Consider the following 25,023-nt stretch of genomic DNA (forward strand, 5'->3'; position numbering starts at 1 on the left):
CGCTGTCAAGGCCATGCCGCGCCCCCGTTCCCTCACCCCCGACCAGCTCGCCGACGCGGCGCTCGCCGTGCTCGACCGGGGCGGCCTCGCCGGCCTCACCATGCGCGCGGTCGGCGCCCAGCTCGGCACCAGCACCATGGGCCTCTACCGGTACGTGGCCGACCGCGAGGAGCTGGAAGGGCTGGTGGTGGAGCGGGTCCTCGCCGGGGTGGACGTGACCCCGCCGGCCGGTGGCCCCTGGCAGCACCGGGTCCGGGTGCTGGTCGACCGGGTCCGGGCCGCGGTCGGTGCGCACCCGGCCGTGGTGCCCCTGCTGCCCGCCCACCGGCACCGCTCGCCGGGCGTGCTGCGCTGGGCGGAGGCCGTGCTCGTCGTGCTGACCGAGGCCGGCTTCGCCGGCACCCGGCGGGTGGTCGCGCTCCGCGCCCTGCTCAGCTATCTGATCGGCGCGATCCAGCTCGAACATCTCGGCCCGCTGGCCGGGGCGGGCACCGCCGCGATGGCGCAGCTGCCCCGGGATGCGTTCCCACACATGGCCGAGACCGCGCGGGACGCACGCGGCGTCGGACCCGACGAGGAGTTCGGCGGCGGGCTGGCCCTCCTGCTCGACGGGCTCGCCCGGCAGCTCGACTGAGGATCCCGGGACCGGCGGGCGCCGCGCCGGAGGCGTGCCTCCGACGCGACCCCCTGTGCCCGCCGGCCGTCGGTCACCGCGCCAGCGACGCCCAGCCCGGCGTCACCGGCTCCCGCCGCAGCGGCATGCCCGCCTCGGCCGGGGTCCGGTCGCCCTTGCGCTGGTTGCACTCGTAGCAGGCGGCGGTGGTGTTCCCCCAGGTGTTCCGGCCACCGCGCGAGCGGGGCAGGATGTGGTCGATCGTGCTGGCCGGGCCGTCGCAGTAGGCGCACCGCCGGCTGTCGCGGCGCAGCACCCCGCCCCGGGACCAGGCCGGGCCGGCGCTGAACCGCCAGCGGGTCACCACGTACCGGACGAGGCGGACCACCCGTGGCATCGGGAAGATCCCGATGACCTGGTCCGGCTCGGCCTCGTGTATCTCGGCGACCCGCCGGCAGAGCATCCGGATCGCGTGCTGGACGGTGACCCGGTGCAGCGGGCCGAGGTCGGCGTTGATGACGAGGACGGCGTCCACCGGGCTCTCCCTTCACGATCGGTGGGTACGGCAGCAAAAAGCCGCCCGGTCCACAGGACCGGGCGGCGACGACGTGGACGCGCAGACGCGTCAGTCGGGCCACCCGGCGCGGGGACCTTCGGCTCGGCAACCGTCGCTAGGCAGCCACGACGGCATCGTGGTGGCGTGTCGCAGCGACATCGACGGCTCCCGGAGCGGTGGTTGACCTTGCGCGCTCACGGTAGATCCATGCCGGAAAGGCGGGCAACGCATTTCGATTCCGTTGCCGCCCTCGGCTCAGCGCCGGGCGGCCAGCAGGCCGCGCGGGCGGACCGAGCGGACCGGCTCGGCCGCCGCCCCCTCCGCCCGCAGGATGTGGTTGGCGGCCAGGATCCCGGTCGCCGCCGACCGTTCCATCAGCGCGCTCGGGAACGCGGTGCGGATGCCGTCGCCGGCCAGGTAGAGGCCGGCCGCGTCGGTGCGCACCCCGGGCCGCCCCGCGTGGCTGCCCGGGGTGAACGCGGGGGCCTGCGCCTCGACCCGGGCGCGCAGCTCGCGCACCCGTAGGGCGGCCGCCTCGGGCCAGAGCGCGGCCAGCTCCACCCGCATCCGCTCGGCCAGCTCCTCGGCCGGCACGTCCGGCTCGCAGGCGTACGCGTGCAGCTCGACCACCGCGCCGCCGGTCCGCTGCGCCCAGCGCCGTGGCTCGTCCTCCAGCCGGTGGTAGAGGGTCACCGAGTCCAGGGTGGGCTGCCGGGACACCCCGCTGAACACCGCGCGGTCCGGGTGCACGTCGCCGGTCATCCAGTAGCGCGCCACCGCGTACGGGGGGCCGGGCCGGCCGAACGCGGGCATCCGCGCCACCAACTCGGGCGCCGCCGCGAGCAGGCCGGGGGAGGCGGCGACCAGCGCGGCGAGCGCGGGCGGGTCCACGGCGAGCACCACGTGCCCGGCCTCGTGGGCGTCGCCGGCGGCAGTGGTCACCCGCCAGCCGTCCGGCGTCCGGTCCAGCCGGGTGGCGGCCGTGCCGGTGCGCAGCCGGGCGCCGTGTCGCTCGACGTGCCGGGTGAGCGGCTCCCAGATCGCCGTGGCGTAGTCGCGGTCCGGGCAGTCGAAGGCCAGTCCCTCCGGGTTGCCGAGCAGATAGAAGTGGAACTGGGCGATCATCTCGGCGGCCGACATCTCAGCCTCGTGATTGAAGAACGAGTGCGAGAAGACCTCGAAGAGCATGGCCCGGGCCCGGTCCGGCAGCCGCAGCGAGGTGAGCAGCTCGTCGGCGGTCCGGGTGTCGAACTCCGCGTAGGTGCGCACCGGGTCGTAGGTGAGCAGCGGCAGCGCCGCGTCCCGGTCCATCGCCCGTAGGTCGGCCAGGCTCAGGCTGGGGCTGCGCAGCAGCAGCGCGAGCAGGTTGGCCGGTGGCGCGGGCGGCAGCCTGCCGAACTCCTCGGCCGGCCACTCGGCGGAGAGGATCGGATAGGCGGGGACCGGCTTGAGGAAGGCCAGGGTCGGGTCGGCCCGGCGCAGGATGTTCCGCCAGTTCCAGTACTGCCGGAAGAAGGCGTGGAAGCCGTGCTCGTTGCGCTGCACGCCGTCCGGCAGTTCCTCCGGCCAGGCCCCGAGCCGGCCGCCCAGGTGCGGCGCCGCCTCCAGCACGGTCACCTCGACGCCGCGTTCGACCAGCACCACGGCCGCCGACATGCCCGCGATGCCCCCGCCGACCACCACCGCCCGCACCGGCCGCGGCACGCGCGGGGCACCACCGCCGCCGGGGTCCACGAGGTGCTGGCGTACGCCGAGGAGCCGGCCGACCACTCGCGACAGTGCCACGCGCACCTCCGCCCGACGGGAGCCTCCAGTGTGCCGGCTCACGCCTCCGGCGGCAGCAGGCAGCGGCGCGGCCGGTCCGACGCCGGCCAGACGTACTCCAGGTCGGGCGGGACGCCGTCGAACTGCGGGCCGTAGTGCGCCGGGTCCTTGCGCAGGAGCGACGACCGGTGGCTGCGGTGCAGGTCCTCCCGGCCCAGCCAGGGCGGCAGCTCGCCGGCCTCGGCCAGCTCCGCCTGGCTGCGGATGAGGGTGATGCCGCAGGCCGAGGCGAGGTCGGTGGCCATGGTGGCCGCGCAGGTGTCGGCCCGCCCCGGCTCGCACCACACCGCGCACATGTCCAGGCCGTACCGGGTCAGCGCCTCCTCGTAGCCGGCCCACATCTTCACTGCCGGGTGGTTGCGCCAGCCGTAGTCCGGCCGGGTCAGCCCGCGCAGCACCTGGATGGTCTCCACCCGCTGCTTGCCCAGCCGCTTCTGGTCCAGCGTCCGGGCGCTGCCCAGGAAGTCCGGATACGGCAGGAACGTCTGCATGCGGGTGCTCTACCCGTACTGGCCGGCACCATGCGTTCATGATCGAGGGGGCTGCGCGCACCGCGAGCGACTGACTACGATCCGGGCATGGCCGAGCCCCTCCGCGATCGCGCGCGCCGGGCGACCGGATGGCGGCTGAAGATGAACGGCGACGTCCGCCCGCACTACGTGGTCTGCGGCTCGGACCCGCTGGCCTACTGGGTGGTCCGGGCGCTGCTCGCCACCGACCCGCCCGCCGGCCGGGTCCGGGTGACCCTGGTCGTGCCCGAGCGCCGCCGCTCGGAGGGGCCGGACGGGCGGGACATTCCAGGCGTCCAGGTCGTCCGGGCGGATCGGCTCGACGAGGCCACGTTCCGTCGGGCCGGGCTGTCCGGGGCGGACGGGCTGGCCCTGCTGCACCAGGACGACGTGGGCAACATGCACGCCGCGCTCTGCGCCCAGGAGGTCGAGCCCCGGCTGCGCCTGGTGGTCCGCATGTTCAACACCAGCCTGGCCAACGGCGTGCGGCAGCTCTTCCCCGACTCGGCGGTGCTTTCCGACGCCTCGATCTCCGCCCCCGCCTTCGTGGCCGCCGCCCTCGGCGAGCTGGCCCCCACCCACTTCCGGCACGCCGGCCGCACCCTCTACGTGGCCCGCCGCGGCGACGTGCAACCACAGGACGTGGTCAGCGGGCTGGCCGTCACCACCGACCCGGAGCTGGTCCGGGTGCTGCCGGCCGACGAGGCCTCCGCCGACGTGGTGCTGGCCGAGGCGACCGGACGGCCGCCCGGCACCGAGCTGGCCGCCCGCCGGCTGGTCCGGGCCCGCCGGCGCCGGCAGCCGGTGGCGGTGCTGCTCCGCGCGGTCCGCAGCTTCGCCACCCGCAAGATCGGCGTGGCCGTGCTGGTGCTGCTCGCGGTGATCGCCGTGCTCGGCTGGCTCAACGCCCGGGCCGCCGGGGTCAACTGGTCCGACGCGCTCTACCTCACCCTGGTCACCACGCTGAGCGGGGAGGATCCGGATCTCGGCAAGCCGGTTGCTGCCCAGATCATGCAGGTGGTGCTCAACCTGGCCGGGCTGGCGCTGATCCCGCTGATCACGGCCGCCGTGGTCGACGGCATCGTCAACGCCCGGCTCGCCCTGCACGCCGGCCGGATCCAGCCCGACCGGTCCGGGCACGTGGTGGTGGTCGGGCTGGGCAACATCGGCACCCGGGTGATGGCCCAGCTGCACGACTTCGGGGTCGAGGTGGTGGCCATCGACAAGAACCCGGACGCGCGCGGGGCACCGTTGGCGCACCGGCTCGGCGTGCCGTTGATCGTCGGTGACGCCGGCCAGGAGGAGACCCTGCGGGCCGCCTCCGTCGACACCAGCCAGGCGCTGGTGGTGGTCTCCACCGACGACGGGATCAACCTCCGCGCCGCGCTCAACGCCCGCTCGCTCGACCCCGACCTGCGGGTGGTGCTGCGCCTGTTCGACGGCGACTTCGCCGAGCGGATCCAGCAGGCGTTCGGCATCGGCATCTCGCGCAGCGTGTCCTACCTTGCCGCCCCGGCCTTCGCGGCGGCCATGCTGGACCGCGCGGTCATCGCCACCATCCCGGTCGACCGGCACGCGCTGCTGGTCACCGAGGTGCCGGTGGTGGCCGGCTCCCCGCTCGACGGGCGGCCGCTCGCCGCGGTGGCCCGCCCCGGCGAGGTGCGCCTGCTGGCCTACACCCGCGCCGGGCAGAAGACGGACTGGTCCACCGACCCCCGGATGGTGATCCATGCGGGCGACCGGCTGACCGTGGTGGCCCGGCGGGCCGGGCTCACCGCCCTGCTCCGGGAGACCACGCCCGTGCCGCCGGAGTCCGCCGGCGCGCCCCTGCAGAGGCAACCGGAGTGATCCACCGGCGAAAGTCGGTCCTTACGGAGCACGAATACACTGTGTACATGGCGGGCAGGGAAGAGTTAAGCGTCGAACGCATCCTCGCATCGTCTGACGTTCCGGAGGCGCCCAGCGGATGGGTGGTTCTGCAGCCGGCATTCTTCTCAGCTATGAGCCCCGACGAAGACCTTACAAACTTCTTCAATGGGGGCGAACCGTACTGGGAGGCGGTCGTCAACCCACGGCTCCCGCGCATCCAGATTGCCCAGTCGCTCCTGGATAGAACCCGCAGGAGGATGAGGGAGAAGAAGGCCGGCATAGAACTTCTCATGGGGCCGACCGGCGAAGGGAAGTCAACGGCGCTTCGGCAGGCCGCTGCGGTGCTCGCTCTCGAAGATTCCCGAACAATCCTGTGGCGCCAGCACCGTGATGCGGTGCTTGACCAGAAGGTCGTCGACATTGCACGCGCCTGCGGCCCTGGCACAGTCATTGCATCGGACAACGCGCATCTGATTCTCGACCAGCTGCACGAGCTGATCTCGGACGGTGGTGTTCCTTCGTCAAGCGAGCTGCAGCTGCTTCTGGCGACCCGTGACACTGACTGGACCCGGCGGACCCGGGAACTGGGCTTCAAGCTGAATCCGGCCGAGTCCTGGAAAACCATGGGCCCCATTGTTTGCACGAAACATCCCTTCGGGCGAGTGTCCGAAACGGACGCGAGGAAGATCGTTCAAAGCTGGCGCACCCTCGAATCGAGCTGCCCTGACGCGATCCAAGGCTTGAGCGACGGTGAAGCGGCCAAGTGGCTCAGCGATGCGAGCAGGAGCGCCGACTCTCAGCACGGTGCGCTCCTCGGCGGACTGCTCGCTATCCGCTACACGCCCGAGGAGTTGCGGGCTCATTTGGTGACCCTGTTGGAATCGCTGTCCCGGGACGACACACCTGGTGACATGACCCTCGCCGACGTGGTGATTGTTCTTGCCGTCGCGGACGTGGCCGGAGCGGATGGGATCCCTAGTGAGGTCATCGCGGGTTTTTGTGACGTCGACGAGCTCAACTTCCGCACTCAGGTAGCGAACAGGCTGGGCGAGGAGGCGGTCGCCAACTACAGCGATGACACTCTGAGATCCCGACACCCGATGGTTTCAGAAGCGATCTTCGAAGTCGCCATGTCCGCCAACAGTAGCTTCGCCGTCGAATCCGCCGCCTGCCACCTCCTCGCAGTGATCGCGAAGGGGGCGGAGGGTGCCAAGCTGCGAGACGGGTACGGTCAGGTCTTCGGACTCGGCCGTGAACTGTACAAGGCCAGGGTGCCCGAAGGTTTGGCCCCGAGGGCCCGGCGCCTCGGCATCGCTCTCGCGAGACACGCACGTGAACTGCGAGGAAGTACGCTGGCGAACCACATGTCGCTGTCGGAGTGTCTGCGCCTGGAGAAGCAGGCGACGAAGGCGGTGACAACTGTCTGGACGCCGATCGCAGGCCAGTTGCTCGACAAGGAGAAGTGGCAGGACTGGAACAAGAATTCCAGGACGGCGCTCAATGAATTTGCGATCACGGCCAGTCTGGCCGGCGATGAGCTGGAGGCCGCAGTGCTGCGGATTGCGGCCCTCTCGGACAACTATCGCGCGAACCGGCTCACCAGCGAGAAGATCACCTTCACCCTTCGAGGGCTCGCGTTGCATCTCTCGAGACTGCACCTCGAGCAGACGGAGTCATGGATGGCTGACACGCTGGCGGAGCTTCACGGTTGTGTTCACACGTGTTTTCCCGATGACGTGGATGCTGTGGCTGCGATCTCCCAGTGCCTGACCGACGCACGGGTCAAACCGGCTTCGTTCAAAACACCCGCCGCCTTCGTCCTGCGCCTCAGCGACGCGCTGGCGCGCATGTCCCGGTCCGGCAGCGGCTATTTGGACGTCGAATTGTGGTGTGCCCGGAGCGCCTTTTCCGATCTTGAGGATTTTCTCAGGCTGGCCCGCGGGCGAAGCAATGCCTGAGGCGGCCAGAAGGGTGATCCTCACCGGCCTGGCTGCGGGGGTGGCAAGTGGATATGTCGTTCTGGCCCTGGCCGGCTCCGCATCCGCTGTGACAGGCGCTCCGGCGCCCGCTCCCACGCCTGCACCGAGCGTTGCCTCCCCGGCCGGCGCTGTCCCCGTCCAGATAATCGTGCCGTCGCCGGTAACATCCGCCTCCACGGTCGGCGCCAAGGACGTCATGGCGCTGTTGGGGACGTTGCTCGGGGCGGCCGTGGGGTTCGGGGGAGCCGTAACGGGAGCCAGACTGGCGGCCAACGCCCAGGACAAGCGCTCCCGGGTCGAGGCGGAGATCAAGGGGCGGGAGGAGGACAAGGCCCGCGCAATCAGGAGGCTGGAAGCATTCGTGGACCAGGCGAACAGTCTGATGGGATTCGCGGTGACCCTCGCCATCTCAAAACCTGACGCCTGGACCGGCGGGACAACCGTCCAGAGGGAGGAACTCCGGCTGCGAGCCGCCCAGATGCTCGGTGTCAGTCGCCTTCTCGACGGTGACCTGGAGGAGAGCGTGAACGAGTTCGTCAGTTCGGCGTTGGAGATCTCCAACGCGCCCACCGCCGGGCAGGCGCGGCAGGCAGCGCCACGTTGCGGCGCGGCTTTCGATGCGCTCATGCAGGTCATCGGCGGCAAGCTGCAAGCGCCGAAGGCGCTGGTCGGCGAGTCCGAGGCGGGACATTGAGCTGAGGGCCGGCGAGCGTGCCCTCGGCCTCGACGATGGCTCAGGCGGCGGCGATCTTTTGGCGGAGGGCGTACCAGGCGGCGCCGAGGGCGAGCACGCCGAAGCCGGCGAGCACGCTGGCGACCGGCAGGTTGACCGCGAGCAGCAGGCAGCCGACCAGCCCCAGCGCGGCGAGCAGTTGCACCGGCAGCCTCCGGGCCGGATCCCGGCCCAGGGTGAGCGCCGAGGCGTTGGCGATCGCGTAGTAGACCAGCACCGTGCAGCTGGAGAAGCCGATCGCGCCCCGGACGTCGGCCAGGGACACCACGACGATCACCACGGCGGCCACGGCCAGCTCGGCGCGGTGCGGCACCCGGTAGCGCGGGTGCACGGCGGCCAGTGCGCCCGGCAGGTCCCGGCGGCGGGCCATCGCCAGCGTGGTCCGGCCGACCCCGGCCAGCAGGGAGAGCAGCACCCCGGCCACCGCCACGGTCGCCCCGGCCCGCACCAGCCAGGCCAGGCCGGGCAGCCCGGCGGCGGTCACCACCTCGGCCAGCGGCGCGCTCGAGCCGGCCAGCCGCGGCTCGCCCAGCACCCCGACCGCGACCACGGCCAGCACCAGGTAGATCGCCAGCACCACGCCGAGCGCCAGCGGCACCGCGCGGGGAATCGTGCGCTCCGGATCACGGACCTCCTCACCGAGGGTGGCGATCCGGGCGTAGCCGGCGAAGGCGAAGAAGAGCAGGCCGGCGGCGGTCAGCACGCCCCGGACCCCGGTGTCGGCGAAGCCGGCCAGCCGGTCGGGCGCGACGTGCGGCGCGCCGGTCACCGCCACCACGGCGAGCACGGTGAGCACCACGCCGACCAGCACCCGGGTGGCGGCCGCGGTCTTGCCGACACCGCGCAGGTTCACGGCGGTCACCGCCACCACCGCGAGGACCGCGACGAGCCGCGCCCGCCCCGGCCAGAGGTAGGCCCCGATGGTCAGCGCCATGGCCGCGCAGCTCGCGGTCTTGCCGATCACGAACCCCCAGCCGGCGAGGAACCCGGCGAACGGGTGCAGCCGCTCCCGGCCGTAGACGTAGGTGCCGCCGGACTCCGGGTAGCGGGCCGCGAGCCGGGCCGAGCTGGTCGCGTTGCAGAAGGCGATGAAGCCGGCGACGGCCAGCGCGACCAGCAGGCCGGCGCCGCCGGCCGCCGCCGCGGCGGGTGCGAAGACCACGAAGACGCCTGCGCCGAGCATCGACCCCAGCCCGATGACGACCGCGTCGGGTACGCCCAGCCGGCGCGCCAGTTGCTCCATCGCACGGACCCTAGGGGTACGAGGTGAACGGCCGGTCCCAGTTCCGCAACCGTCCCGGCAACGGCACGTCGTCCCAGGGCACCCGGTGCAGCAGCCGGTCCAGCAGCAGGCCGAGCAGCAGCCCGGCGACCGAGTCGGTCAGCCAGTGCCAGCCGAGGTAGCAGGTGGTGCTGAAGACCACCAGCGGCGGCACCACCCGGACCGCGGTGACCAGCCGGGGCGGGAGGGTCCGGCCGAAGGTCCGCAGCAGCGGGGCCAGCAGCAGGGCGAGCACGCCGTACCAGACGATCGCGTTGGCCACGTGCCCCGACGGGTACGACTGGGCGAAGCGCACCGGCAGGTCGTGCTGGAACAGCGGCAGGGTCTGCTCGGGCGCCAGGAACGGCTCCTTCAGGCTCGCGCTCGGCGCGGGCCGTGCCGTCCACACCTTCAACGGCCCGATGGTCAGGTAGGTGAGCACGAACGCGGTCACCGGCGGCAGCACCGGGCGGACCGAGCGGAGCCGGACCGCCAGCAGCACGCCGAGCCCGGCCGCGAGCAGGGTCAGCGGGGTGCCCTGGCCGAGCAGGTTGAGCGCCATGGCGGCCCACCGGGCGGCGGTCGGGCGGTGTGCGGCGGACCAGTCGGCGACGGCCCGGTCGAGCCCGAAGAGGTGCCCCTCGGCCAGCGCCACGGTGAGCGCCACGAGGGCGGCGAGCAGCAGCCCGTCCCACCACCAGCCGGCCGGCCGGACGGGCCGGAGCCGAGGCGTCCGGCGTACCCCTGTGGTCTCCCGCACGCGACCACGCTACCGGCCGCCCGCGGCGCGGGACCGGCGCGGGCGTCGGCGGCTGTGTGCCGGCCCACGAAGGGAAGCGTTCCGCCGGGTGAGCGGTCACACTTGTGGCCGTGCGGATCACCTCGGCCCTCGTCGACCCGGCGCTGCTCGACCTTCCCTGGTCGACCCCGCTGGAGGAGTGGCCTGCCGAACACCTGGTGGCGCTGCCGCAGGGCATCTCGCGGCACATCGTGCGTTTCGTCCGGCTCGGCGACTACGTCTACGCGGTCAAGGAGACCGGCGAGCGGGTCGCCGAACGGGAGTACGACCTGCTCCGGGCGCTGGAGCGGATCGACTTCCCCTCGGTCGAGGCGATCGCGATCGTGGCCGACCGGCAGACCGACGACGGCGAGCCGCTCGATCCGGTGCTGATCACCCGGCACCTCCAGTTCTCCCTGCCCTACCGGGCGCTGTTCTCCCGGACGCTGCGGCCGGAGACCATGAACCGGCTGCTCGACGCGCTGGCGGTGCTGCTGGTCCGGATGCACCTGACCGGCTTCTTCTGGGGCGACTGCTCGCTCTCCAACACGCTGTTCCGGCGGGACGCGGGCGCCTTCGCCGCCTACCTGGTCGACGCCGAGACCGGCGCGCTGCGCCCGTCGCTCTCCAACGGCCAGCGCGGCGAGGACCTGGAGATCGCCCGGGTCAACATCTTCGGCGAGGCCCTCGACCTCCAGGCGGCCGGCCTCCTGCACGAGTCGATCGACCCCGAGGTGGTCTGCGAGCAGGTCGTGCAGCGCTACGAGCGGCTCTGGCACGAGATCACCTACGAGCAGCAGATTGAGCGGGAGGCCCGGCACGACATCGAGGGCCGGATCCGCCGCCTCAACGAACTGGGCTTCGACGTCGCCGAGGTGGCCATGTCGACGGTCGACAACGGGCGCTACCTGGTGCGGCCCAAGGTGGTCGACGCCGGCTACCACACCCGGCGGCTGATCCGCCTCACCGGCCTGGACGCCGAGGAGAACCAGGCCCGCAAGCTCCTCAACGACCTGGACGCGTACCGGGTGGAGAGCGACCTGACCGACGAGCAGCAGGCCGCGCACCGCTGGTTGACCGAGGTGTTCGAGCCGGTGGTCCGGGCCGTGCCGGGGCACCTGCGCCGCAAGCTGGAGCCGCAGGAGCTGTTCGCCCAGATCATCGAGCACAAGTGGCTGCTCTCCGAGCGGGCCGGGCGGGACGTGGGGATGCGCCAGGCGGTGCAGTCCTACCTGGCGGACGTGCTGGTGCACCGCCCGGACGAGCAGGCGGTGCTCGGCGTCGAGGTGTCGACCGCCGGCTAGCCGTCCGGGCCGCCGGCGGGTGGGTCACCCCGTCCTTCGACGAGGTGACCCATCACCGCAGGCGCAACGTGGTCGACCATCGCTTCGACCGTTGCACCCCCCCCGTTCCGGTCGGCTCAGTCGAACGACGGCCACAGGTCGGTGGTGGGTGTCCAGAGGCCGAAGCGGTCGTAGTGTCCGGCGTACCGGTAGGGGGTGCCGGACCAGTCCTCGCCGTGGTCGACGTCGAGGGCCCAGATGTCGGAGGGCGCGGTGACCTGGACGCCGAAGTAGCAGTCGGCGCGGCCCTTGAAGTAGCCGAGATCCTTGCTGGAGTTGCTGCCGTACTTGACCATCAGCCGGAGCACGACGCCGCGGCCGTTGGCGAGCTCGTCGTGGACGCAGAGTTGGGTCATGCGCATGGTGCGCGGGGTGCCGACCTCGGCCCACAGCTCGTACGAGCCGAGGATCTGACCGCTGGAGTTCTTCACCCAGAGGCGGCCGGTTCCCGGCGGCTGGTTCTCCAGGAATCGCCGCTGAAGGTAGTCGCCCGTCTTCAGCGTGGGCAGCGCGGCGTAGGCGGTCGGCGCGAGCAGGGACAGGACGGCGAGGAACACGCCTCCGACCACTGTGGTACGCAGGAACGTCTTCATAGCCGTCGATCTTGCGGGCGGGCGGTCGTGGCCCGCAATGTCTTTGCCCCCAACGGAAAACACCCTGATCGGTGATCCGGTCGGCGGATCCGCGACGGCGGGCCGATCGTCAGACTGGACGCACGTCCAGCCGACCCGGGGACCGTCATGCTTCGGATCCACTTCACCGCTGCCGACCTGGCCCGCACCCGGATCGCCCGTGCGCCCGACCCGCTGTGGGAGAGCATGCTGAGCATGCACTGGCTGCGGGTCCGGTGCCCGGATCCGCTGCTGGCCGGCTGGCGGCATCGCACGTTCGGGTTGCTGCACCAGCGGCACGGTCACCGGGCCGAGGTGGCGTTGCCGCTGTCGATCAATCCGCCGGTGGGCTACTTCCCGGACTTCCTCACCCCCATCGAGGCGACCGGCGGGTTCGAGCCGGGACTGGACGCCCTGTTGCGCACACCCAGGGCCAGGCTCGCGGCCGACCTGGCGACGCTCCGGTCGACGGGGGGACGGCGGTCACCGGCCGTCGCGGATCTGGCGGCCGGCGAGGTGACCGCCCTGCGCCAGCTCGGGGCGGGTCTCCAGCTCTACCACCGGCTCGCCATCCTGCCCCTGTGGCACGCGATCCACTCCGCGTTCGACGCCGACCGGGCGGTGCGGTCGCGGCGGCTGCTGAACCAGGGCCTGTCGGCGCTGCTCAACGACCTGCACCCGACCGTCAGGTTCGACGGCCGCACGCTGACGATCAGCGGCTACATCGCCGAGCGGGACCTCCACCTGGACGGGCGGGGGTTGCTGCTCGTGCCGTGCTACTTCAAGCGGCAGGACAAGCCGATGGTGCTCGCCGATCCGCTGCTGCCGCCGGTGCTGGTCTACGCCATCCATCCGCACGCCCGGGTGGTGTCGACGGCGGTCGCGGCCGGCTCCCTGGCGGCCCTGCTGGGCGGTACCCGGGCCGCCGTCCTCCTGCTGGCCGCCGAGGGCGGGACCACGTCGGAGGTCGCCCACCGGCTCGACATCAGCGTCCCGTCGGCGAGCAGGCACCTGACCGTGCTGCGCTCCTCGGGCCTGGTCACCAGTGCCCGCGACCGCAACGCGGTGCACCACACGCTCACCCCGCTGGGCCGGGCGCTGCTCAACCGCGGCTGACCGGTGGTCCGCCCGGGCGATCTCGCGGCTGGGCGCCGGCGGCGTCACTCCACCCAGGCGCCGGCGCGCATCACCCGGACCACGTTGAGGTCGTCGTCGAGCACGACCAGGTCGGCCCGGAGGCCGGTCTGGAGCGCGCCGACCCGGTCGCCCAGGCCGATGGCCCGGGCCGGGGTGGTGGCGACCATCCGGCAGGCGTCCGACAGGGCGATCCCCGCGTCGACGGCGTGCCGCAGCGCGGCGTCCATGGTCAGCGTGCTGCCGGCGATCGCGCCGTCCCGGCTGAGCCGGGCCACCCCGTCGGCCACCGTGACGGCCTGGCCGCCCAGCTCGTACTCGCCGTCGGGCATGCCGGCGGCGGCCATCGCGTCGGTGATCAGGGCGGCCCGCTCCGGGCCGGCCACCGAGGTGGCGAAGCCGAGCATGCCGTCGTGCAGGTGCACCCCGTCGGCGACCAGCTCGCAGACCACGTTCGGGGCGTCCAGCAGGGCCACCACCGGCCCCGGCTCGCGGTGGTGCACCGGGCGCATCCCGTTGAACAGGTGGGTGCCGACGCTGGCACCGGCCGCCACGGCCGCCCGGGTCTGCGCCCAGGTGGCGTCGGTGTGCCCGACCGCCGCCACCACGCCCCGCCCGACCAGCAGCTTGATCGCCTCCAGCGCGCCGTCCCGCTCGGGGGCCAGGGTGACCATCCGGACCGCGCCCCCGCCCAGCTCGATCAGCTCGGCCAGCTCCTCGGTCGACGGATCGCGGAGGAACTCCGGGTTCTGCGCGCCGCACCGGGCCGCCGAAAGGTAGGGCCCCTCGAAGTGGACGCCGGCCAGCACACCGGACTCGACCAGCGGCCGGTAGGCCGCAGTGGCCTCGCGCATCAGCGCGAACGGCGAGCTGACCAGGCTGGCCAGCAGCGTGGTGGTGCCGTGCCCGAGGTGGAAGTCGGCGGCCTGCCGGGCCGACTCCGCGTCGCCGGTGGTGAAGGTGTGCCCGCCCCCGCCGTGGGTGTGCATGTCCACGAAGCCCGGCACGATCCAGTGCCCGTCGCGCACCGTCGGATACTCGGCGACGGCCCGGATCCGGTCGCCCACGATCTCGATGCAACCCTGCCGGATCACGCCGGCCGGGGTCACCACCTTGCCGGTCACGCGCAGGGTCATCGGCTCTCCTTCGCCAGGGTGTCCAGGGCCAGCAGGGCGGCGCCGAGGCAGCCGGCCTCGTCGCCGAGGGCCGCGGCGACCAGGCGCGGCTCCCGGTGGAAGGTCAGGCGCTCGCGCAGCGCCGTGCGCAGCGGGTCGAACAGCCGCGGGCCGGCCTGGGCCAGCCCGCCACCGATCACGATGGTCGCCACGTCGAAGAGCGCCTGCCCGGTGGCCAGACCGTCGGCGAGCGCCTCGACCGCCTCCCGCCAGACCCGGCCGGCCAGCGGCTCACCGGCCGCGGCCCGGTCGGCCACCTCGGCGGCGGTCGCCGGGGCGCCGGACAGTTCCGCGTACCGGCGGCCGATGGCCGAGGCCGAGGCGACCGTCTCCAGGCAGCCGGCGCGGCCGCAGCCGCAGCGCGGGCCGTCGGGGCGTACCAGGATGTGGCCGATCTCCCCGGCGGCGCCGTGCGCGCCGACGGCGGCCGACCCGTCGACCACGTGGGCAGCGGCGATGCCGGTGCCGATCGCGACGAAGAGCACGTGGCCGGCGTCCCGCCCGGCGCCGAGCCGGGCCTCGGCCAGGCCGCCCACCCGCACGTCGTGGCCGAGCGCCGTGGGCAGGCCGAGCCGCGCCCGGGCCAGCTCCCGCAGGGGTACGTCCCGGAAGCCCACGTTCGCCGACCAGACGGCGACGCCGCGGGCCTCGTCGACCACCCCGGGCACGGCGATGCCGCAGGCCACCGGGGTGAGGCCGTCGGCGCGGGCCTTGCCGGCCAGCCCCTCGGCCACGTCGAGGATCGTGCCGACCACCGCTTCCGGGCCGCGCGCCGCGTCGGTGGCGTGCCGCTCGGCGTGCACGGTGGCGCCGTCCGGGCGGACCAGGGCGCACTTCATCCCGGTGCCGCCCACGTCCAGCGCGACGACGACCTCGCCGCCTGGGGTCATGCGAGCACCACGGAGCGGGTCAGGTGCCGGGGCGCGTCGGGGTCGAGACCGCGGCTGGTGGCCAGCGCGACGGCGAAGCGCTGGGCGAGGATGAGGTCGGCCATCGGGTCGACCGGGTTGCGGCCGGCCGCCCAGCTCGTGAGCACCGTGTGGCAGCCGTGCGTGCGGCTGTGCACGAAGGCGGCGCCGGTGGCGGCCACGTCCTCCGGCAGCCCCTCCGGGATCCCGCCGAACGCCCAGACCAGCCGACCGGGCGCGGCGATCGAGATGGGGCCGTGCCGGTAGTCCATGGCCGGGTACGCCTCGGCCCAGAAGGTGGCCGCCTCGCGGCACTTCAGCGCGGCCTCCTGGGCCAGCCCGACGGTCCAGCCGCGGCCGAGGAAGGTGACCTGCTCGATGGTGGCCGGGTCGATCGGCAGCGGGGCCCGGACGGCGACCTCGGCGTCGGCGGCCAGCCGGCCCAGGTCCTCGCCGAGGTGGGCGCGGAGCAGCGCGAGCGCGGTGGTGGCGAAGCGGGTCTGCACCACCGAGCGCTCGTCGGCGAAGGGCAGGGGCACCGCAGCGTCGGCCAGCTCGACGGCCGGCGAGGCCGGGTCGCCGACCAGCGCCGTGGTGGGGACCTGGCCGCGCAGCGCGGCGAGCAGGTCCAGCACCTCGGTGGTGGTGCCGGAGCGGGTGATCGCGATGAGCCGGTCGTAGCGGCGGCCGGCGGGGAACTCGCTGGCCTGGAAGGCGTCGGTCTCGCCCTGGCCGGCGCGCTCGCGCAGCCCGGCGTACGCCGCCGCCATGAACCACGACGTCCCGCACCCGACGACGGCGACCCGTTCGCCGGGGCGCGGCAGGCGGTCGGCGACGGTCGGGGCGAGCCGGGCCGCCTCCCGCCAGCAGTCGGGCTGGCTCGCGATCTCCGCGTGCACGTACGCCATGACAACTCCTCGCCAAGGGTCGACCCTGCGCAATACGGCGCGATACGGCCGCTTTTCGCGCGTCATTCTGCGCGATTCGGGGTGGCCGTGGCAACCGGCTCCCAGATCGCGCAGGACAGGGTTTTGCGTCTCGCCAGTTTCGCGCACTACTGTGCACGCAATCAATCACCGTTCGTGCAGAGTCAGTGGAGGCCCCGCGTGGACCGCTACGCCCGATGGAACGCGCTGCTCGAGATGCTGACCGACAGCGGCCGGGTCAGCGTCGAGGAGGCGGCCGAGCGCCTGGACGTCTCCCAGGCCACCATCCGGCGTGACTTCGACCAGCTCGCCCAGCAGCAGATGATCACGCGGACCCGGGGCGGCGCGGTCGCCAACGGCGTTTCCTACGACCTGCCGCTGCGCTACAAGACGGCCAAGCACTCGGCCGAGAAGCAGCGGATCGGCGCGGCCGCCGCCGCACTGGTCTCCCCGGGCACCGTGGTCGGCCTGAACGGGGGCACCACCAGCACCGAGGTGGCCCGGGCGCTGGCCGTCCGCCCCGACCTGAACACCAGCGCCGAGGGCGCCCAGCTCACCGTGGTCACCAACGCCCTGAACATCGCAAACGAGCTGTTGGTGCGCTCGCGGATGAAGGTGGTGGTGGCCGGCGGCGTGGTCCGGCCCAAGTCGTTCGAGCTGGTCGGCCCGCTGGGCGGGGCGCTGCTGCGCGAGGTGACGCTGGACGTGGCCCTGCTCGGCGTGGACGCCATCGACCCGCAGCTCGGCGCCGCCGCCCACCACGAGGGCGAGGCGGCCATGAACAGCCTCATGGTGGCCCGGGCCAAGCGGGTCGTGGTCATCGCCGACTCGTCCAAGCTGGGCGGACACGCCTTCGCCCGGATCTGCCCGGTGGACCGGGTGGAGACGCTGGTGACCGACTCCGGCGCGTCCCCCGCCGTGGTGCAGGCGTTCCGCGACGCGGGCGTGCACGTCGTCTGCGCCTGACGCCGCCCTCCTCTGCGCCGGACGCTGCTCGCCGGCGCGTCTGATTCCGAATCCGGGAAAACCCCGATGCATACCGGGTATTGTCTCCGCCTGCATACCGCGTATGGTGTCGAGCTGTCACCTACTTATCGGGGGAGGTCAGCTTGTCGGCTGTCCTGGAGATCGAGGGTCTCCGCAAGACGTACCGGAGCCGGAAACGCGGGGTCCGCCACGCGCTCGACGGCTTCGACATGCGGGTCGAGGCCGGCCAGGTGCACGGCTTCCTCGGCCCGAACGGCTCGGGCAAGACCACCACCCTGCGGACGCTGCTCGGGCTGATCCGGCCCAACGGGGGCCGGATGGCCATCCTCGGCCAGGAGCTGCCGCAGGCGCTGCCCGCGGTCGCCGGTCAGGTCGGGGCCATCGTGGAGAGCCCGCAGTTCTTCCCGCACTTCTCCGCCCGGGACACCCTCGGGCTGCTCGCCCAGGCCGGCGAGCTGCCTCGGCAGCGGGTCGACGAGGTGTTGGAGCTGGTCGGGCTGCGCGACCGGGCCGGGGAGCGGGTGAAGACCTACTCGCTCGGCATGAAGCAGCGGCTCGCGGTCGCCTCCGCGCTGCTGAAGAACCCGAAGCTGCTGATCCTGGACGAGCCGGCCAACGGTCTCGACCCGGGCGGCATCCGGGAGATGCGCAGCCTCATGCGGGACCTCGCCGCCGCCGGGATGACCGTGGTGCTCTCCAGCCACATCCTCGGCGAGATCCAGCTCATCTGCGACTCGGTCACCATCATCTCGCTGGGCCGGCGGGTCGCGTTCGGGCCGGTCGACGAGGTGCTCGCCGCACACTCGCAGGGCGCCGTGCGGGTCCGCCTGGAGGCGGTCACCGACCTGCCGCAGGCCGCCGAGACGCTGACCCGGGCCGGGATCCGGGTCGCCGCCGAGCCCGACCACCTGATGCTGTCCGGCGTCGACAAGCCGGCCGCGGTGAGCCGCGTCCTCGCCGAGCAGGGCCTCTACGTCAGCGAGCTGACCCCCGTCGCGGTCGACCTGGAGAGTGTCTTCCTCGAACTGACCGCCACCGCGCCGGTCCCCGGCCAGCACCGGCAGGTCGACCAGTCCACGAAGGTCGGTGAGCCGGGCCCCGGCGTCACCGGAGGAGGTTGGGGCGCGTGAGCCTGTACGTCACCGAACTGCGCCGGCTCACCAAGCGCCGGGTCACCCGATGGCTGCTGGTCCTGCTGGTGCTCGGGCTGGCCACGGTGGCCACCGCGTTCAGCTTCTCCAGCCACCAGCTCTCCAAGGAGGTGGTGGCGGCCGCCCAGGTCGAGTCCGACGCCCAGTACCAGCGCGCGCTGGAGGACTGGAAGAAGACCGTCGCCGACTGCGACGCCGCCAAGGCCCGCGGCGACCAGAACACCGAGGACCGGTACGGCCCGAACTGCGGCCGGGACTGGCAGCCGCAGCCGGAGATGTTCGATCCGAAGTGGAACCTGCCCTACCAGTTCGACTTCCGGGCCGAGTTCCCCATGTTCATCGCGGTCTTCGCCGGGGCGCTGGCGCTCTTCGCGTTCATCGTCGGCGCCTCGTACGTGGGTGCCGAGTGGAGCACCGGCGGGATGATGAACCTGCTGCTCTGGCGGCCGAAACGGCTCGCCGTGCTGGGCACAAAGCTGGCCGCGCTGCTCACCACGGTGCTCGGGGTGAGCCTGGCGCTCGGCGCCTTCTGGACGCTGGCCTTCTGGCTCATCGGCCGCTACCGGGGGACCACCGCCAAGGTGACCGCCGGGGTGTGGCGCTCGATCGGCCTCGACGGGCTGCGGGCGGTCGGGCTCATCCTGCTCGTCGGCGCGGTCGCCTTCGCGCTCGCCTCGCTGGGCCGGCACACCGCGATGGCGCTCGGTGCGGCCGTGGCGGTCTTCGCGATCAGCGAGATCGGCATCCGGATCGCGGTGAGCGTGCTCTCCGTCCCGTTCGGCGACCGGTACGTCCTCTCCACCTACGCCCAGTCGTGGTTCATGAAGCAGGTGGAGCTCTTCGACTACGACACCTGCCAGTTCGCCAAGGGCGCGTGCGAGCCGGCCAAGCTCGTGGTCACCTGGCAGCAGTCGGCGCTGGTGCTCGGGGTGGGTGCCGCCGCGGCGCTGGTCGGCGCGTTCTGGTCGATGCGCCGGCGGGACATCTCCTGACCGCCGTCCGCGCCGCCGGCCTGAGCCGGCGGCGCGGACCTCGCGTCCGATGCGGGCTGGGCGGAGCCTGGTTACGCTGGGGTCCCCCCGGCCGGCGTCGTCGCGCCGGTCGCCCGTCCTCGTGAGGAGCGCCATGCCCGCCGACGCCACGGAGCGGGCCGCCACCGACCGGCCCGAGCCCTCCGGGACCGCCGACGTCGCGCGCGGAGAGTCCCGCGTCACCGTCCCGCCACCCCGCTCCGCCCCCGCGGTCGAGGCCACGCCGCCCGACGACGGGCCGGCGATGGCGGCTCCGGAGCCGTCCGAGGGCACCGACGGGCTGACCGAGCGGGAGCAGCGGATCCTCGCCTTCGAGCAGCAGTGGTGGAAGCACGCGGGCGCCAAGGAACAGGCCATCCGGGACACCTTCGGGCTCTCCGCGACCCGCTACTACCAGCTGCTCAACGCGCTGCTCGACCGGCCGGCCGCGCTCGCCGCCGAGCCGGTGCTGGTCGGCCGGCTGCGCCGGCTGCGCTCGTCCCGCGCCCGGAACTGGCGGCGCTGACCACGCCACGCGCTTTCCGCGAGTCCGCCCGTCCCGGCATGGGCTCCGGCGCTCCGGGTAGGCGGCGGACGGCGACGGAGGGAGCAGACGGATGGGGGCACCAGACCGCCGGTACCCGATCGGCAGCCAGCTGGCTCGGCCGGTCGGTACGGCGCCGATGATGCGGGTCCGTTCCGCCTCCGATCCGGCTCCGGGGCGGTTGGAGAACGAGGACGTGGTCTTCCGGTTCGGCCCGCTGGTCGGCGTCCTCGATGGGGCGACCGTGCCCGAGGGCTTCGACACCGGCTGCGTGCACGGGCCGGCGTGGTACGTCCGGCACCTGGCCGCCCGGATCGGCCTGGCCGTCGCGGCCCGTCCGGCGGCGACGCTGATGAGCAGCCTGGCGGCGGCGATCCTGGCGGTGCGGGCGGACCATGGCGACGAGTGCGACCTGGACCACCCCGGCACCCCGTCCTCCACGGTCTGCCTCCTCCGGGAGGGCGGCGACCAGGTGGACTACCTGGTGCTCTGCGACAGCCCGCTGGTGCTCGACACCGGGGACCGGGTCGACGTGGTCTCCGACGACCGGCTGGACGCGGCGCTGGCGGACCTGCGCCGCACCGCCGCCGCGCTGCCGGACGGGGACGCCGACCCGGCCACCCGCTTCCGCCGGGCGGTCACGGTGCAGCGGACCCGGATGAACCGGACCCACGGCTACTGGGCGGCCGCCACCGACCCGGACGCGGCGTACCACGCGGTGACCGGGACGCTGCCGCTGCGCGGGCCGGGGGCGTTGCGGCGGGCCGCGCTGCTCAGCGACGGCGCATCCTGCGCGGTCGACCAGTTCGGCCTCTTCGACTGGGCCGGCCTGCTCGACGTGACGGCGGCCGAGGGCCCGGAGGGGCTGATCGACCGGGTCCGGGCGGCCGAGCGGGACCACCCGGACCGGTTGCGCCGGCGCAAGCGCACGGACGACGCCTCGGCGGTCCTCTGCGAGTTCACCCCGGCGGAGTGAGCACCCTCACCCCCAGAACGGGCCGGTCGGCTGACAACGGAGCGTGAGGCGGAACACCCCGGGGGTACGACCGGCCGACCCCCTCCGCCGGACCGGCAGTCCGCGCCCAAAGGGGTGGACTTGGGCCGGTACGACCGGCAGACTGCGGCTCGTGACGGGTGCCGTACGACTGGAGCCGGTGGACGAGCGCAACCTGGAGCCGTTGCTCTCCGTAGCGGCTGCCGAGGCGGAGCCGGAGGATGTCATGCCCCCGGTGCAGGCCCCGGCCGGTTGGTCGCTGGCCCGCCGGGAGGCCTTCCGCGAGTTCCACCGGGCGAGCTTCGGCGGGCTGGACGGCCCCACCCGCACCCTGATGTACGCGATCGTGGCCGGCGGCGAGGTGGTCGGCATGGTCCGGATGACCCGCTGCGACGAGCCGGCAACGGTGGAGACCGGGATGTGGCTCGGCCGCTCGGCGCGCGGCCAGGGGCTCGGCGCGGCGGCTCTGCGGGAGCTGCTGCACGCCGCCGCGGCGGCCGGCATGCGCACCGTCGTGGCCGAGACGACACCGGACAACCAGGGCGCTGTCTCGGTTCTTCGTAAATGCGGCGCGGAATTGCGGGAGAAAGACGGAAAGCTGCGCGCGAAAATGTGTCTGGATTCGGCTCTTCCGACGCACTGAATTGCTTGTTGCCCTCGGGCAAGTGATTTGGCTTCTCCCTGCTCCCCTCGGGCTGTCTGACCGTTTTGCGAGTTCTGACCCGGGTCTCCGCCGGGTATCCAATTCTGCCGTGAGGCGCGTCTCCGCAGCTTTGCTGAAATGTTTTGCAGATGGGGTGACGGGTACTGCCCGCCGGGTCCGCTGATACGGAACGTCGGTCGCAGGCCCCTTTCCGCTGATCCCCGGTAGCTGTCTTTCCGGGCCTGCTCCAGACGAGGTGTCCGCTTCCGCCGGGGAGCGAAGGAGAACTGATGAAGAGCGGAGCACGGGTGGCGCTGGCGGTGGGCTTCGGCTACCTCCTCGGGCGCCGGAAGAAGATGCGTACGGCCCTCACCCTGGCGGCCGCCGTGGCCGCCGGGCGTGCGAGCCAGCGCCCGGGCGGGCTGAAGCAGCTCGGTACGGACCTGTTGAACGTGAACCCCCAGCTGGGCGGCCTCGGCAAGCTGAGCGGGCCGCTGGCCACGGCCGGCAAGGCCGCGGCGACCGCCGCCGCGGGCAGTGGCATCGACGCGCTCAGCGGCAAGCTGCGCGGCAGCGCCGACGCGTTGCGCCGGAAGAGCGGCGGCGGCCAGTCCGGCGGCGGCCGGCCGGACGAGGAGCCGGTCGACGAGGAGCGCTCCGCCGCCGACGAGGAGCAGGAGCTCGACGAGCAGCCGGCGGCGGGGGACGAGGAGGACCGGGGCGAGCGCCCGGTCGTCACGCGACGGAAGCGGGGGCGGTGACCATGGCGACCAGCAACCTCACGGACCGGGCCCGCGACCAGCTCGGCGGCGAGCTGCGCAACCTCGCCGCGGCCATCGGCGAGCGGGCCGTGCACGTGGTCACCGAGCGGCTCACCGGCGCCACCGGACGGCTCAGCGAGTACGCCAAGCAGGGCGGCGGCCCCGGCCTGATCGCCGCCGCCACCGGAGCGCAGAAGCTCGCCGAGGGCCAGTCCCCGATGAAGGCGATGTTCCATGCCGGCCTGGCCGGCGGTAAGGAGAAGTTGATGTCGGCGTTCGGCGGTGGCGGCGGCAAGGGCGGCAAGGGCGGCGGCAAGAAGCTCAAGGTCACCAACATCGTCGAGACGATCGAGGTCGGCGTGCCGGTCCGGGTCGCGTACAACCAGTGGACCCAGTTCGGCGACTTCCCGAGCTTCATGAAGAAGGTCGAGCAGGCGGACTGCGAGTCGGACGAGAAGATGACCTGGAAGGCGCAGGTCTTCTGGTCGCACCGGAGCTGGGAGTCGACCATCGTCCGGCAGATCCCGGACCGGCTCATCCACTGGCGGTCCAAGGGCGAGAAGGGCTCCGTCGACGGCACGGTCAGCTTCCACGAGGTCGGCCCCGAGCTGACGAAGATCCTGGTCGTGCTGGAGTACCACCCGCAGGGCCTCTTCGAGCACACCGGCAACCTGTGGCGTGCCCAGGGCCGCCGGGTCCGGCTGGAGCTGAAGCACTTCGTCCGGCACGTGATGACCCAGACCGTGCTCGACCCGGACTCGGTCGAGGGCTGGCGCGGCGAGATCGAGGACTCCCAGGTGGTCAAGGACCACGAGACCGCCCTCCGCGAGGAGCAGGAGTCCCGCGAGGAGCAGAAGGCCCGCGAGGAGCAGCGGGGCCGCGCCGGGGAGCGCGAGGAAGAGCCGGAGGAGGAGCCCGAGGAGGAGCCGGAGGAGGAGCGCCGGCCCGCCGGTCGCGGCCGTCGCCGGCCGCCGCCGCCGCGTCGCCGTCCCGCCCCCGAGGAGGAGGAGTACGCGGACTACGACGAGGGCGACGACTTCGACGACGACGAGTACGCCGAGGAGCCCGAGGAGGAGGCGCCGCGCCGCCGCGCGCCCGAGCGGGCCCGCCGCCCGCAGCCCCGCGAGGAGCGGGAGGCGCGCCCCGAGCGCCCGCGCCCGCCCCGCCGGGCTACCGAGACACCACGACGGCCGGTGGTCCGCCGCCGGCGGGAGGAGCGTGAGGAATGACCGTGGCCACCACGACAGGTCAACCGGGCAGCGCCCTGGAGCGCACCAGCGGCGGCGGTGGGGGCACCCTCGCCGACGTCGTGGAGACCGTGCTGGACAAGGGCGTGGTGATCGACGCCCAGGTCTCGGTCGCCGTGGTCGGCATCCAGCTCCTGGAGATCAATGCGCGGATCGTGATCGCCAGCGTCGAGACGTACCTGCGGTTCGCCGAGGCGGTCGACCGGCTGAGCATCGTGCCGAAGGACACGAAGGGCCTGCCGGACCTGGTCGGTGACGCGGCTGGCGCGGCCACCAAGGGCAAGGCGGTCTCCGGGCTCGGCAAGGCCGCACAGGAGATCACCGGGGCCGTGGCGGACTCGCTCCGCGACCGCGGCTCCGAGCAGGAGCGGGAGCGGCCGCGCCGGCGGCGGGACAGGGAGCTCTGAGATGGCCCAGGAGAACGGACTGTTCCTGTACGGCATCGTGCCGTCCGACGTGGAGCCGACCCCCGAGGCCGAAGGGGTCGGCTCCCCACCCGGCGAGGTGACTGCGATCCGGCACGGCGAGCTGGCCGCGCTGGTCAGCGAGGTCGGGCTGGAGGAGCCGCTGGGCCGGCCGGCCGACCTCACCGCGTACGAGCGGCTGCTGGACGGGACGGCGGTGGTCGCACCGGTCCTGCCGATCCGGTTCGGCACCGTGGTGACCGGCGCGGACGCGGTCGAGGACCTGCTCGCCGCGCACCACGACCGGTTCGCCGCCGCCCTCGACGAGCTCGAGGACCGGCTCCAGTACACCGTGCACGGGCGCTTCGACGAGCAGGAGTTCATCGCCGGGTTCCTGGCGGAGAACCGCGCCGCCGCGGCCCTCGCCGACGAGGTGCGTGGCCGCCCGGAGGTGGAGAGCCGGGAGCAGCGGATCCGGCTCGGCGAGATGATCAGCCAGGCGGTCGAGCTGCGCCGGGAGGCGGAGAACCGCGACCTGATCGACGCGGTGGGCCGGTACGCGGTGGCGGACGCGGCCCTCCCGCCCAGCCACGAACTGGACGCGGTGCGCGTCTCCTTCCTGGTCGTGGGCGACGAGGAGGACGAGTTCATCCAGGCGGTGGAGGACTTCGCCGAGCGGCGGCGGGACGTCATCCGGATGCGGCTGATCGGCCCGCTCGCCCCGTACGACTTCGTCAGCGCGCACCGGCTGGTGGGGTGAGGCGTGGACATCCTGTGGACGCTGCTGACCCTGCCGTACGCGCCGGTGCGGGGGCTCACCGCGCTGGTCAAGGTGGTGGCGCGGGAGGCGGAGTCCCAGCAGTACAACCCGGTCAACATCCGGCGCGAGCTGGAGGAGCTGGACCGGGCGGCGGCGGCCGGAGAGATCACGCCGGAGGAGCGGGACCGGGGGCAGCAGGCGGTGCTGATGCTGGTCCACCTCGATGGTGGTGGTGCCGCCCCGGGCACCCGGGTCGTAGGTCAGGCCGGCCAGCGCCGGCACCGGGAACGGCTCGCTGCCGCC

At 73.2% G+C, this 25,023-nt stretch carries 25 protein-coding genes and 1 pseudogene; 17 read left to right on the top strand and 9 right to left on the bottom strand.

The genetic code is table 11. The features are described 5' to 3' along the window. Positions 1-13 precede the first annotated feature (13 nt). A complete protein-coding gene (locus ABZV78_RS07605) occupies positions 14-634 on the top strand; it encodes a TetR/AcrR family transcriptional regulator C-terminal domain-containing protein (protein ID WP_355636290.1) in 621 nt (206 codons plus the stop codon). A gap of 73 nt (positions 635-707) precedes the next feature. Here the strand turns inward: ABZV78_RS07605 and ABZV78_RS07610 are convergent, their stop codons facing one another. From ABZV78_RS07610 to ABZV78_RS07620, 3 genes are all read right to left on the bottom strand, one after another. Further along, positions 708-1,148 (bottom strand): HNH endonuclease, encoded by a 441-nt coding sequence (locus ABZV78_RS07610; protein ID WP_355636292.1) that lies wholly within the window; start codon positions 1,146-1,148, stop codon positions 708-710. 276 nt (positions 1,149-1,424) lie between these two features. Continuing rightward, the gene (locus tag ABZV78_RS07615; protein WP_355636294.1) at positions 1,425-2,954 is read right to left on the bottom strand and encodes an FAD-dependent oxidoreductase; all 1,530 of its coding nucleotides are present in this window, start codon (positions 2,952-2,954) and stop codon (positions 1,425-1,427) included. Between the two features lie 38 nt (positions 2,955-2,992). Beyond that, positions 2,993-3,484 (bottom strand): MSMEG_6728 family protein, encoded by a 492-nt coding sequence (locus ABZV78_RS07620; RefSeq protein ID WP_355636296.1) that lies wholly within the window; start codon positions 3,482-3,484, stop codon positions 2,993-2,995. Positions 3,485-3,571: 87 nt separating this feature from the next. Here ABZV78_RS07620 and ABZV78_RS07625 point away from each other — a divergent pair, with 87 nt between their 5' ends. The 3 genes from ABZV78_RS07625 to ABZV78_RS07635 all read left to right on the top strand — a co-directional run bounded on the left by ABZV78_RS07625 (position 3,572) and on the right by ABZV78_RS07635 (position 8,044). Further along, on the top strand, positions 3,572-5,350 hold the full coding sequence (locus tag ABZV78_RS07625; RefSeq protein WP_355636298.1) for an NAD-binding protein: 1,779 nt from the start codon (positions 3,572-3,574) through the stop codon (positions 5,348-5,350). A gap of 47 nt (positions 5,351-5,397) precedes the next feature. Beyond that, positions 5,398-7,329, top strand: a complete 1,932-nt coding sequence (locus ABZV78_RS07630) for a hypothetical protein (RefSeq protein WP_355636300.1) — start codon at positions 5,398-5,400, stop codon at positions 7,327-7,329. A gap of 217 nt (positions 7,330-7,546) precedes the next feature. Beyond that, on the top strand, positions 7,547-8,044 hold the full coding sequence (locus ABZV78_RS07635) for a hypothetical protein (RefSeq protein WP_355636302.1): 498 nt from the start codon (positions 7,547-7,549) through the stop codon (positions 8,042-8,044). 40 nt (positions 8,045-8,084) lie between these two features. Here ABZV78_RS07635 and ABZV78_RS07640 read toward each other — a convergent pair whose 3' ends face one another. Next, entirely contained in the window at positions 8,085-9,326 is a 1,242-nt protein-coding gene (locus ABZV78_RS07640) for an APC family permease (protein ID WP_355636304.1), read from the bottom strand. 10 nt (positions 9,327-9,336) lie between these two features. Then, complete coding sequence (locus ABZV78_RS07645; RefSeq protein ID WP_355636306.1) at positions 9,337-10,104, bottom strand: phosphatase PAP2 family protein; 768 nt, start codon at positions 10,102-10,104, stop codon at positions 9,337-9,339. 110 nt (positions 10,105-10,214) lie between these two features. On the opposite strand from ABZV78_RS07645, the gene ABZV78_RS07650 reads away from it, so the two are divergent. Next, positions 10,215-11,426, top strand: coding sequence for a DUF4032 domain-containing protein (locus ABZV78_RS07650; protein ID WP_355636308.1), 1,212 nt, complete (start codon positions 10,215-10,217; stop codon positions 11,424-11,426). A 116-nt stretch (positions 11,427-11,542) separates the two neighbouring features. Here the strand turns inward: ABZV78_RS07650 and ABZV78_RS07655 are convergent, their stop codons facing one another. Beyond that, positions 11,543-12,058, bottom strand: coding sequence for a hypothetical protein (locus ABZV78_RS07655; RefSeq protein ID WP_355636310.1), 516 nt, complete (start codon positions 12,056-12,058; stop codon positions 11,543-11,545). Positions 12,059-12,205: 147 nt separating this feature from the next. Between ABZV78_RS07655 and ABZV78_RS07660 the strand changes: the two genes are divergently transcribed. After that, positions 12,206-13,192 (top strand): winged helix-turn-helix domain-containing protein, encoded by a 987-nt coding sequence (locus tag ABZV78_RS07660; protein WP_355636312.1) that lies wholly within the window; start codon positions 12,206-12,208, stop codon positions 13,190-13,192. A gap of 44 nt (positions 13,193-13,236) precedes the next feature. Here the strand turns inward: ABZV78_RS07660 and nagA are convergent, their stop codons facing one another. From nagA to ABZV78_RS07675, 3 genes are read right to left on the bottom strand one after another with little or no spacing between them, the layout of a single operon-like run. Continuing rightward, positions 13,237-14,346, bottom strand: a complete 1,110-nt coding sequence (gene nagA / locus ABZV78_RS07665) for an N-acetylglucosamine-6-phosphate deacetylase (protein WP_355636314.1) — start codon at positions 14,344-14,346, stop codon at positions 13,237-13,239. Beyond that, positions 14,343-15,275, bottom strand: a complete 933-nt coding sequence (locus tag ABZV78_RS07670; RefSeq protein WP_355636316.1) for an ROK family protein — start codon at positions 15,273-15,275, stop codon at positions 14,343-14,345. Before ABZV78_RS07670 ends, nagA begins: the two co-directional genes overlap by 4 nt. After that, positions 15,272-16,201, bottom strand: a complete 930-nt coding sequence (locus ABZV78_RS07675) for a sugar isomerase (protein WP_355636318.1) — start codon at positions 16,199-16,201, stop codon at positions 15,272-15,274. Before ABZV78_RS07675 ends, ABZV78_RS07670 begins: the two co-directional genes overlap by 4 nt. A gap of 198 nt (positions 16,202-16,399) precedes the next feature. Here ABZV78_RS07675 and ABZV78_RS07680 point away from each other — a divergent pair, with 198 nt between their 5' ends. The 11 genes and pseudogenes from ABZV78_RS07680 to ABZV78_RS07730 all read left to right on the top strand — a co-directional run. Further along, a complete protein-coding gene (locus ABZV78_RS07680) occupies positions 16,400-17,185 on the top strand; it encodes a DeoR/GlpR family DNA-binding transcription regulator (RefSeq protein WP_091267291.1) in 786 nt (261 codons plus the stop codon). A gap of 143 nt (positions 17,186-17,328) precedes the next feature. Continuing rightward, positions 17,329-18,336, top strand: coding sequence for an ATP-binding cassette domain-containing protein (locus tag ABZV78_RS07685; protein ID WP_355636320.1), 1,008 nt, complete (start codon positions 17,329-17,331; stop codon positions 18,334-18,336). Beyond that, positions 18,333-19,349 carry an ABC transporter permease subunit gene (locus ABZV78_RS07690; protein WP_355636322.1) on the top strand — a complete coding sequence of 339 codons (1,017 nt, stop codon included), beginning with the start codon at positions 18,333-18,335 and terminating at the stop codon, positions 19,347-19,349. The genes ABZV78_RS07685 and ABZV78_RS07690 overlap by 4 nt, the downstream gene beginning before the upstream one ends. A gap of 133 nt (positions 19,350-19,482) precedes the next feature. Beyond that, positions 19,483-19,893: a DUF3263 domain-containing protein gene (locus ABZV78_RS07695; protein ID WP_355636324.1), complete on the top strand. Its 411-nt coding sequence runs from the start codon at positions 19,483-19,485 to the stop codon at positions 19,891-19,893. A 91-nt stretch (positions 19,894-19,984) separates the two neighbouring features. Then, the gene (locus ABZV78_RS07700; RefSeq protein ID WP_355636326.1) at positions 19,985-20,887 is read left to right on the top strand and encodes a hypothetical protein; all 903 of its coding nucleotides are present in this window, start codon (positions 19,985-19,987) and stop codon (positions 20,885-20,887) included. A 151-nt stretch (positions 20,888-21,038) separates the two neighbouring features. Then, entirely contained in the window at positions 21,039-21,548 is a 510-nt protein-coding gene (locus ABZV78_RS07705) for a GNAT family N-acetyltransferase (RefSeq protein ID WP_355636328.1), read from the top strand. Between the two features lie 290 nt (positions 21,549-21,838). Beyond that, a complete protein-coding gene (locus tag ABZV78_RS07710; protein WP_355636330.1) occupies positions 21,839-22,309 on the top strand; it encodes a hypothetical protein in 471 nt (156 codons plus the stop codon). Positions 22,310-22,311: 2 nt separating this feature from the next. Further along, positions 22,312-23,538, top strand: a complete 1,227-nt coding sequence (locus ABZV78_RS07715) for an SRPBCC family protein (protein ID WP_355636338.1) — start codon at positions 22,312-22,314, stop codon at positions 23,536-23,538. Continuing rightward, a pseudogene (gene gvpJ / locus ABZV78_RS07720) lies at positions 23,535-23,756 on the top strand (gas vesicle protein GvpJ); the annotation flags it as partial. The gene ABZV78_RS07715 and the pseudogene gvpJ, both read left to right, overlap by 4 nt. 208 nt (positions 23,757-23,964) lie before the next feature. Next, complete coding sequence (locus ABZV78_RS07725) at positions 23,965-24,720, top strand: GvpL/GvpF family gas vesicle protein (protein ID WP_355636332.1); 756 nt, start codon at positions 23,965-23,967, stop codon at positions 24,718-24,720. A 3-nt stretch (positions 24,721-24,723) separates the two neighbouring features. Further along, positions 24,724-25,023 (top strand): gas vesicle protein GvpG (locus ABZV78_RS07730; protein ID WP_355636334.1); only part of this gene is annotated, 300 nt, incomplete at its 3' end.

The sequence above is a fragment of the Micromonospora sp. NPDC004540 genome, from assembly GCF_040610095.1.
Lineage (GTDB): Bacteria > Actinomycetota > Actinomycetes > Mycobacteriales > Micromonosporaceae > Micromonospora.

Bases quoted from the DNA above. Each gene is read 5' to 3' on its own strand.
- ABZV78_RS07715 (WP_355636338.1), top strand. From the start codon at position 22,312: ATGGCGACCAGCAACCTCACGGACCGGGCCCGCGACCAGCTCGGCGGC.
- ABZV78_RS07695 (WP_355636324.1), top strand. From the start codon at position 19,483: ATGCCCGCCGACGCCACGGAGCGGGCCGCCACCGACCGGCCCGAGCCC.
- ABZV78_RS07700 (WP_355636326.1), top strand. From the start codon at position 19,985: ATGGGGGCACCAGACCGCCGGTACCCGATCGGCAGCCAGCTGGCTCGG.
- ABZV78_RS07655 (WP_355636310.1), bottom strand. From the start codon at position 12,058: ATGAAGACGTTCCTGCGTACCACAGTGGTCGGAGGCGTGTTCCTCGCC.
- ABZV78_RS07670 (WP_355636316.1), bottom strand. From the start codon at position 15,275: ATGACCCCAGGCGGCGAGGTCGTCGTCGCGCTGGACGTGGGCGGCACC.
- ABZV78_RS07620 (WP_355636296.1), bottom strand. From the start codon at position 3,484: ATGCAGACGTTCCTGCCGTATCCGGACTTCCTGGGCAGCGCCCGGACG.
- ABZV78_RS07635 (WP_355636302.1), top strand. From the start codon at position 7,547: ATGGCGCTGTTGGGGACGTTGCTCGGGGCGGCCGTGGGGTTCGGGGGA.
- ABZV78_RS07725 (WP_355636332.1), top strand. From the start codon at position 23,965: ATGGCCCAGGAGAACGGACTGTTCCTGTACGGCATCGTGCCGTCCGAC.
- ABZV78_RS07660 (WP_355636312.1), top strand. From the start codon at position 12,206: ATGCTTCGGATCCACTTCACCGCTGCCGACCTGGCCCGCACCCGGATC.
- ABZV78_RS07630 (WP_355636300.1), top strand. From the start codon at position 5,398: ATGGCGGGCAGGGAAGAGTTAAGCGTCGAACGCATCCTCGCATCGTCT.
- nagA (WP_355636314.1), bottom strand. From the start codon at position 14,346: ATGACCCTGCGCGTGACCGGCAAGGTGGTGACCCCGGCCGGCGTGATC.
- ABZV78_RS07605 (WP_355636290.1), top strand. From the start codon at position 14: ATGCCGCGCCCCCGTTCCCTCACCCCCGACCAGCTCGCCGACGCGGCG.
- ABZV78_RS07640 (WP_355636304.1), bottom strand. From the start codon at position 9,326: ATGGAGCAACTGGCGCGCCGGCTGGGCGTACCCGACGCGGTCGTCATC.
- ABZV78_RS07710 (WP_355636330.1), top strand. From the start codon at position 21,839: ATGAAGAGCGGAGCACGGGTGGCGCTGGCGGTGGGCTTCGGCTACCTC.
- ABZV78_RS07675 (WP_355636318.1), bottom strand. From the start codon at position 16,201: ATGGCGTACGTGCACGCGGAGATCGCGAGCCAGCCCGACTGCTGGCGG.
- ABZV78_RS07625 (WP_355636298.1), top strand. From the start codon at position 3,572: ATGGCCGAGCCCCTCCGCGATCGCGCGCGCCGGGCGACCGGATGGCGG.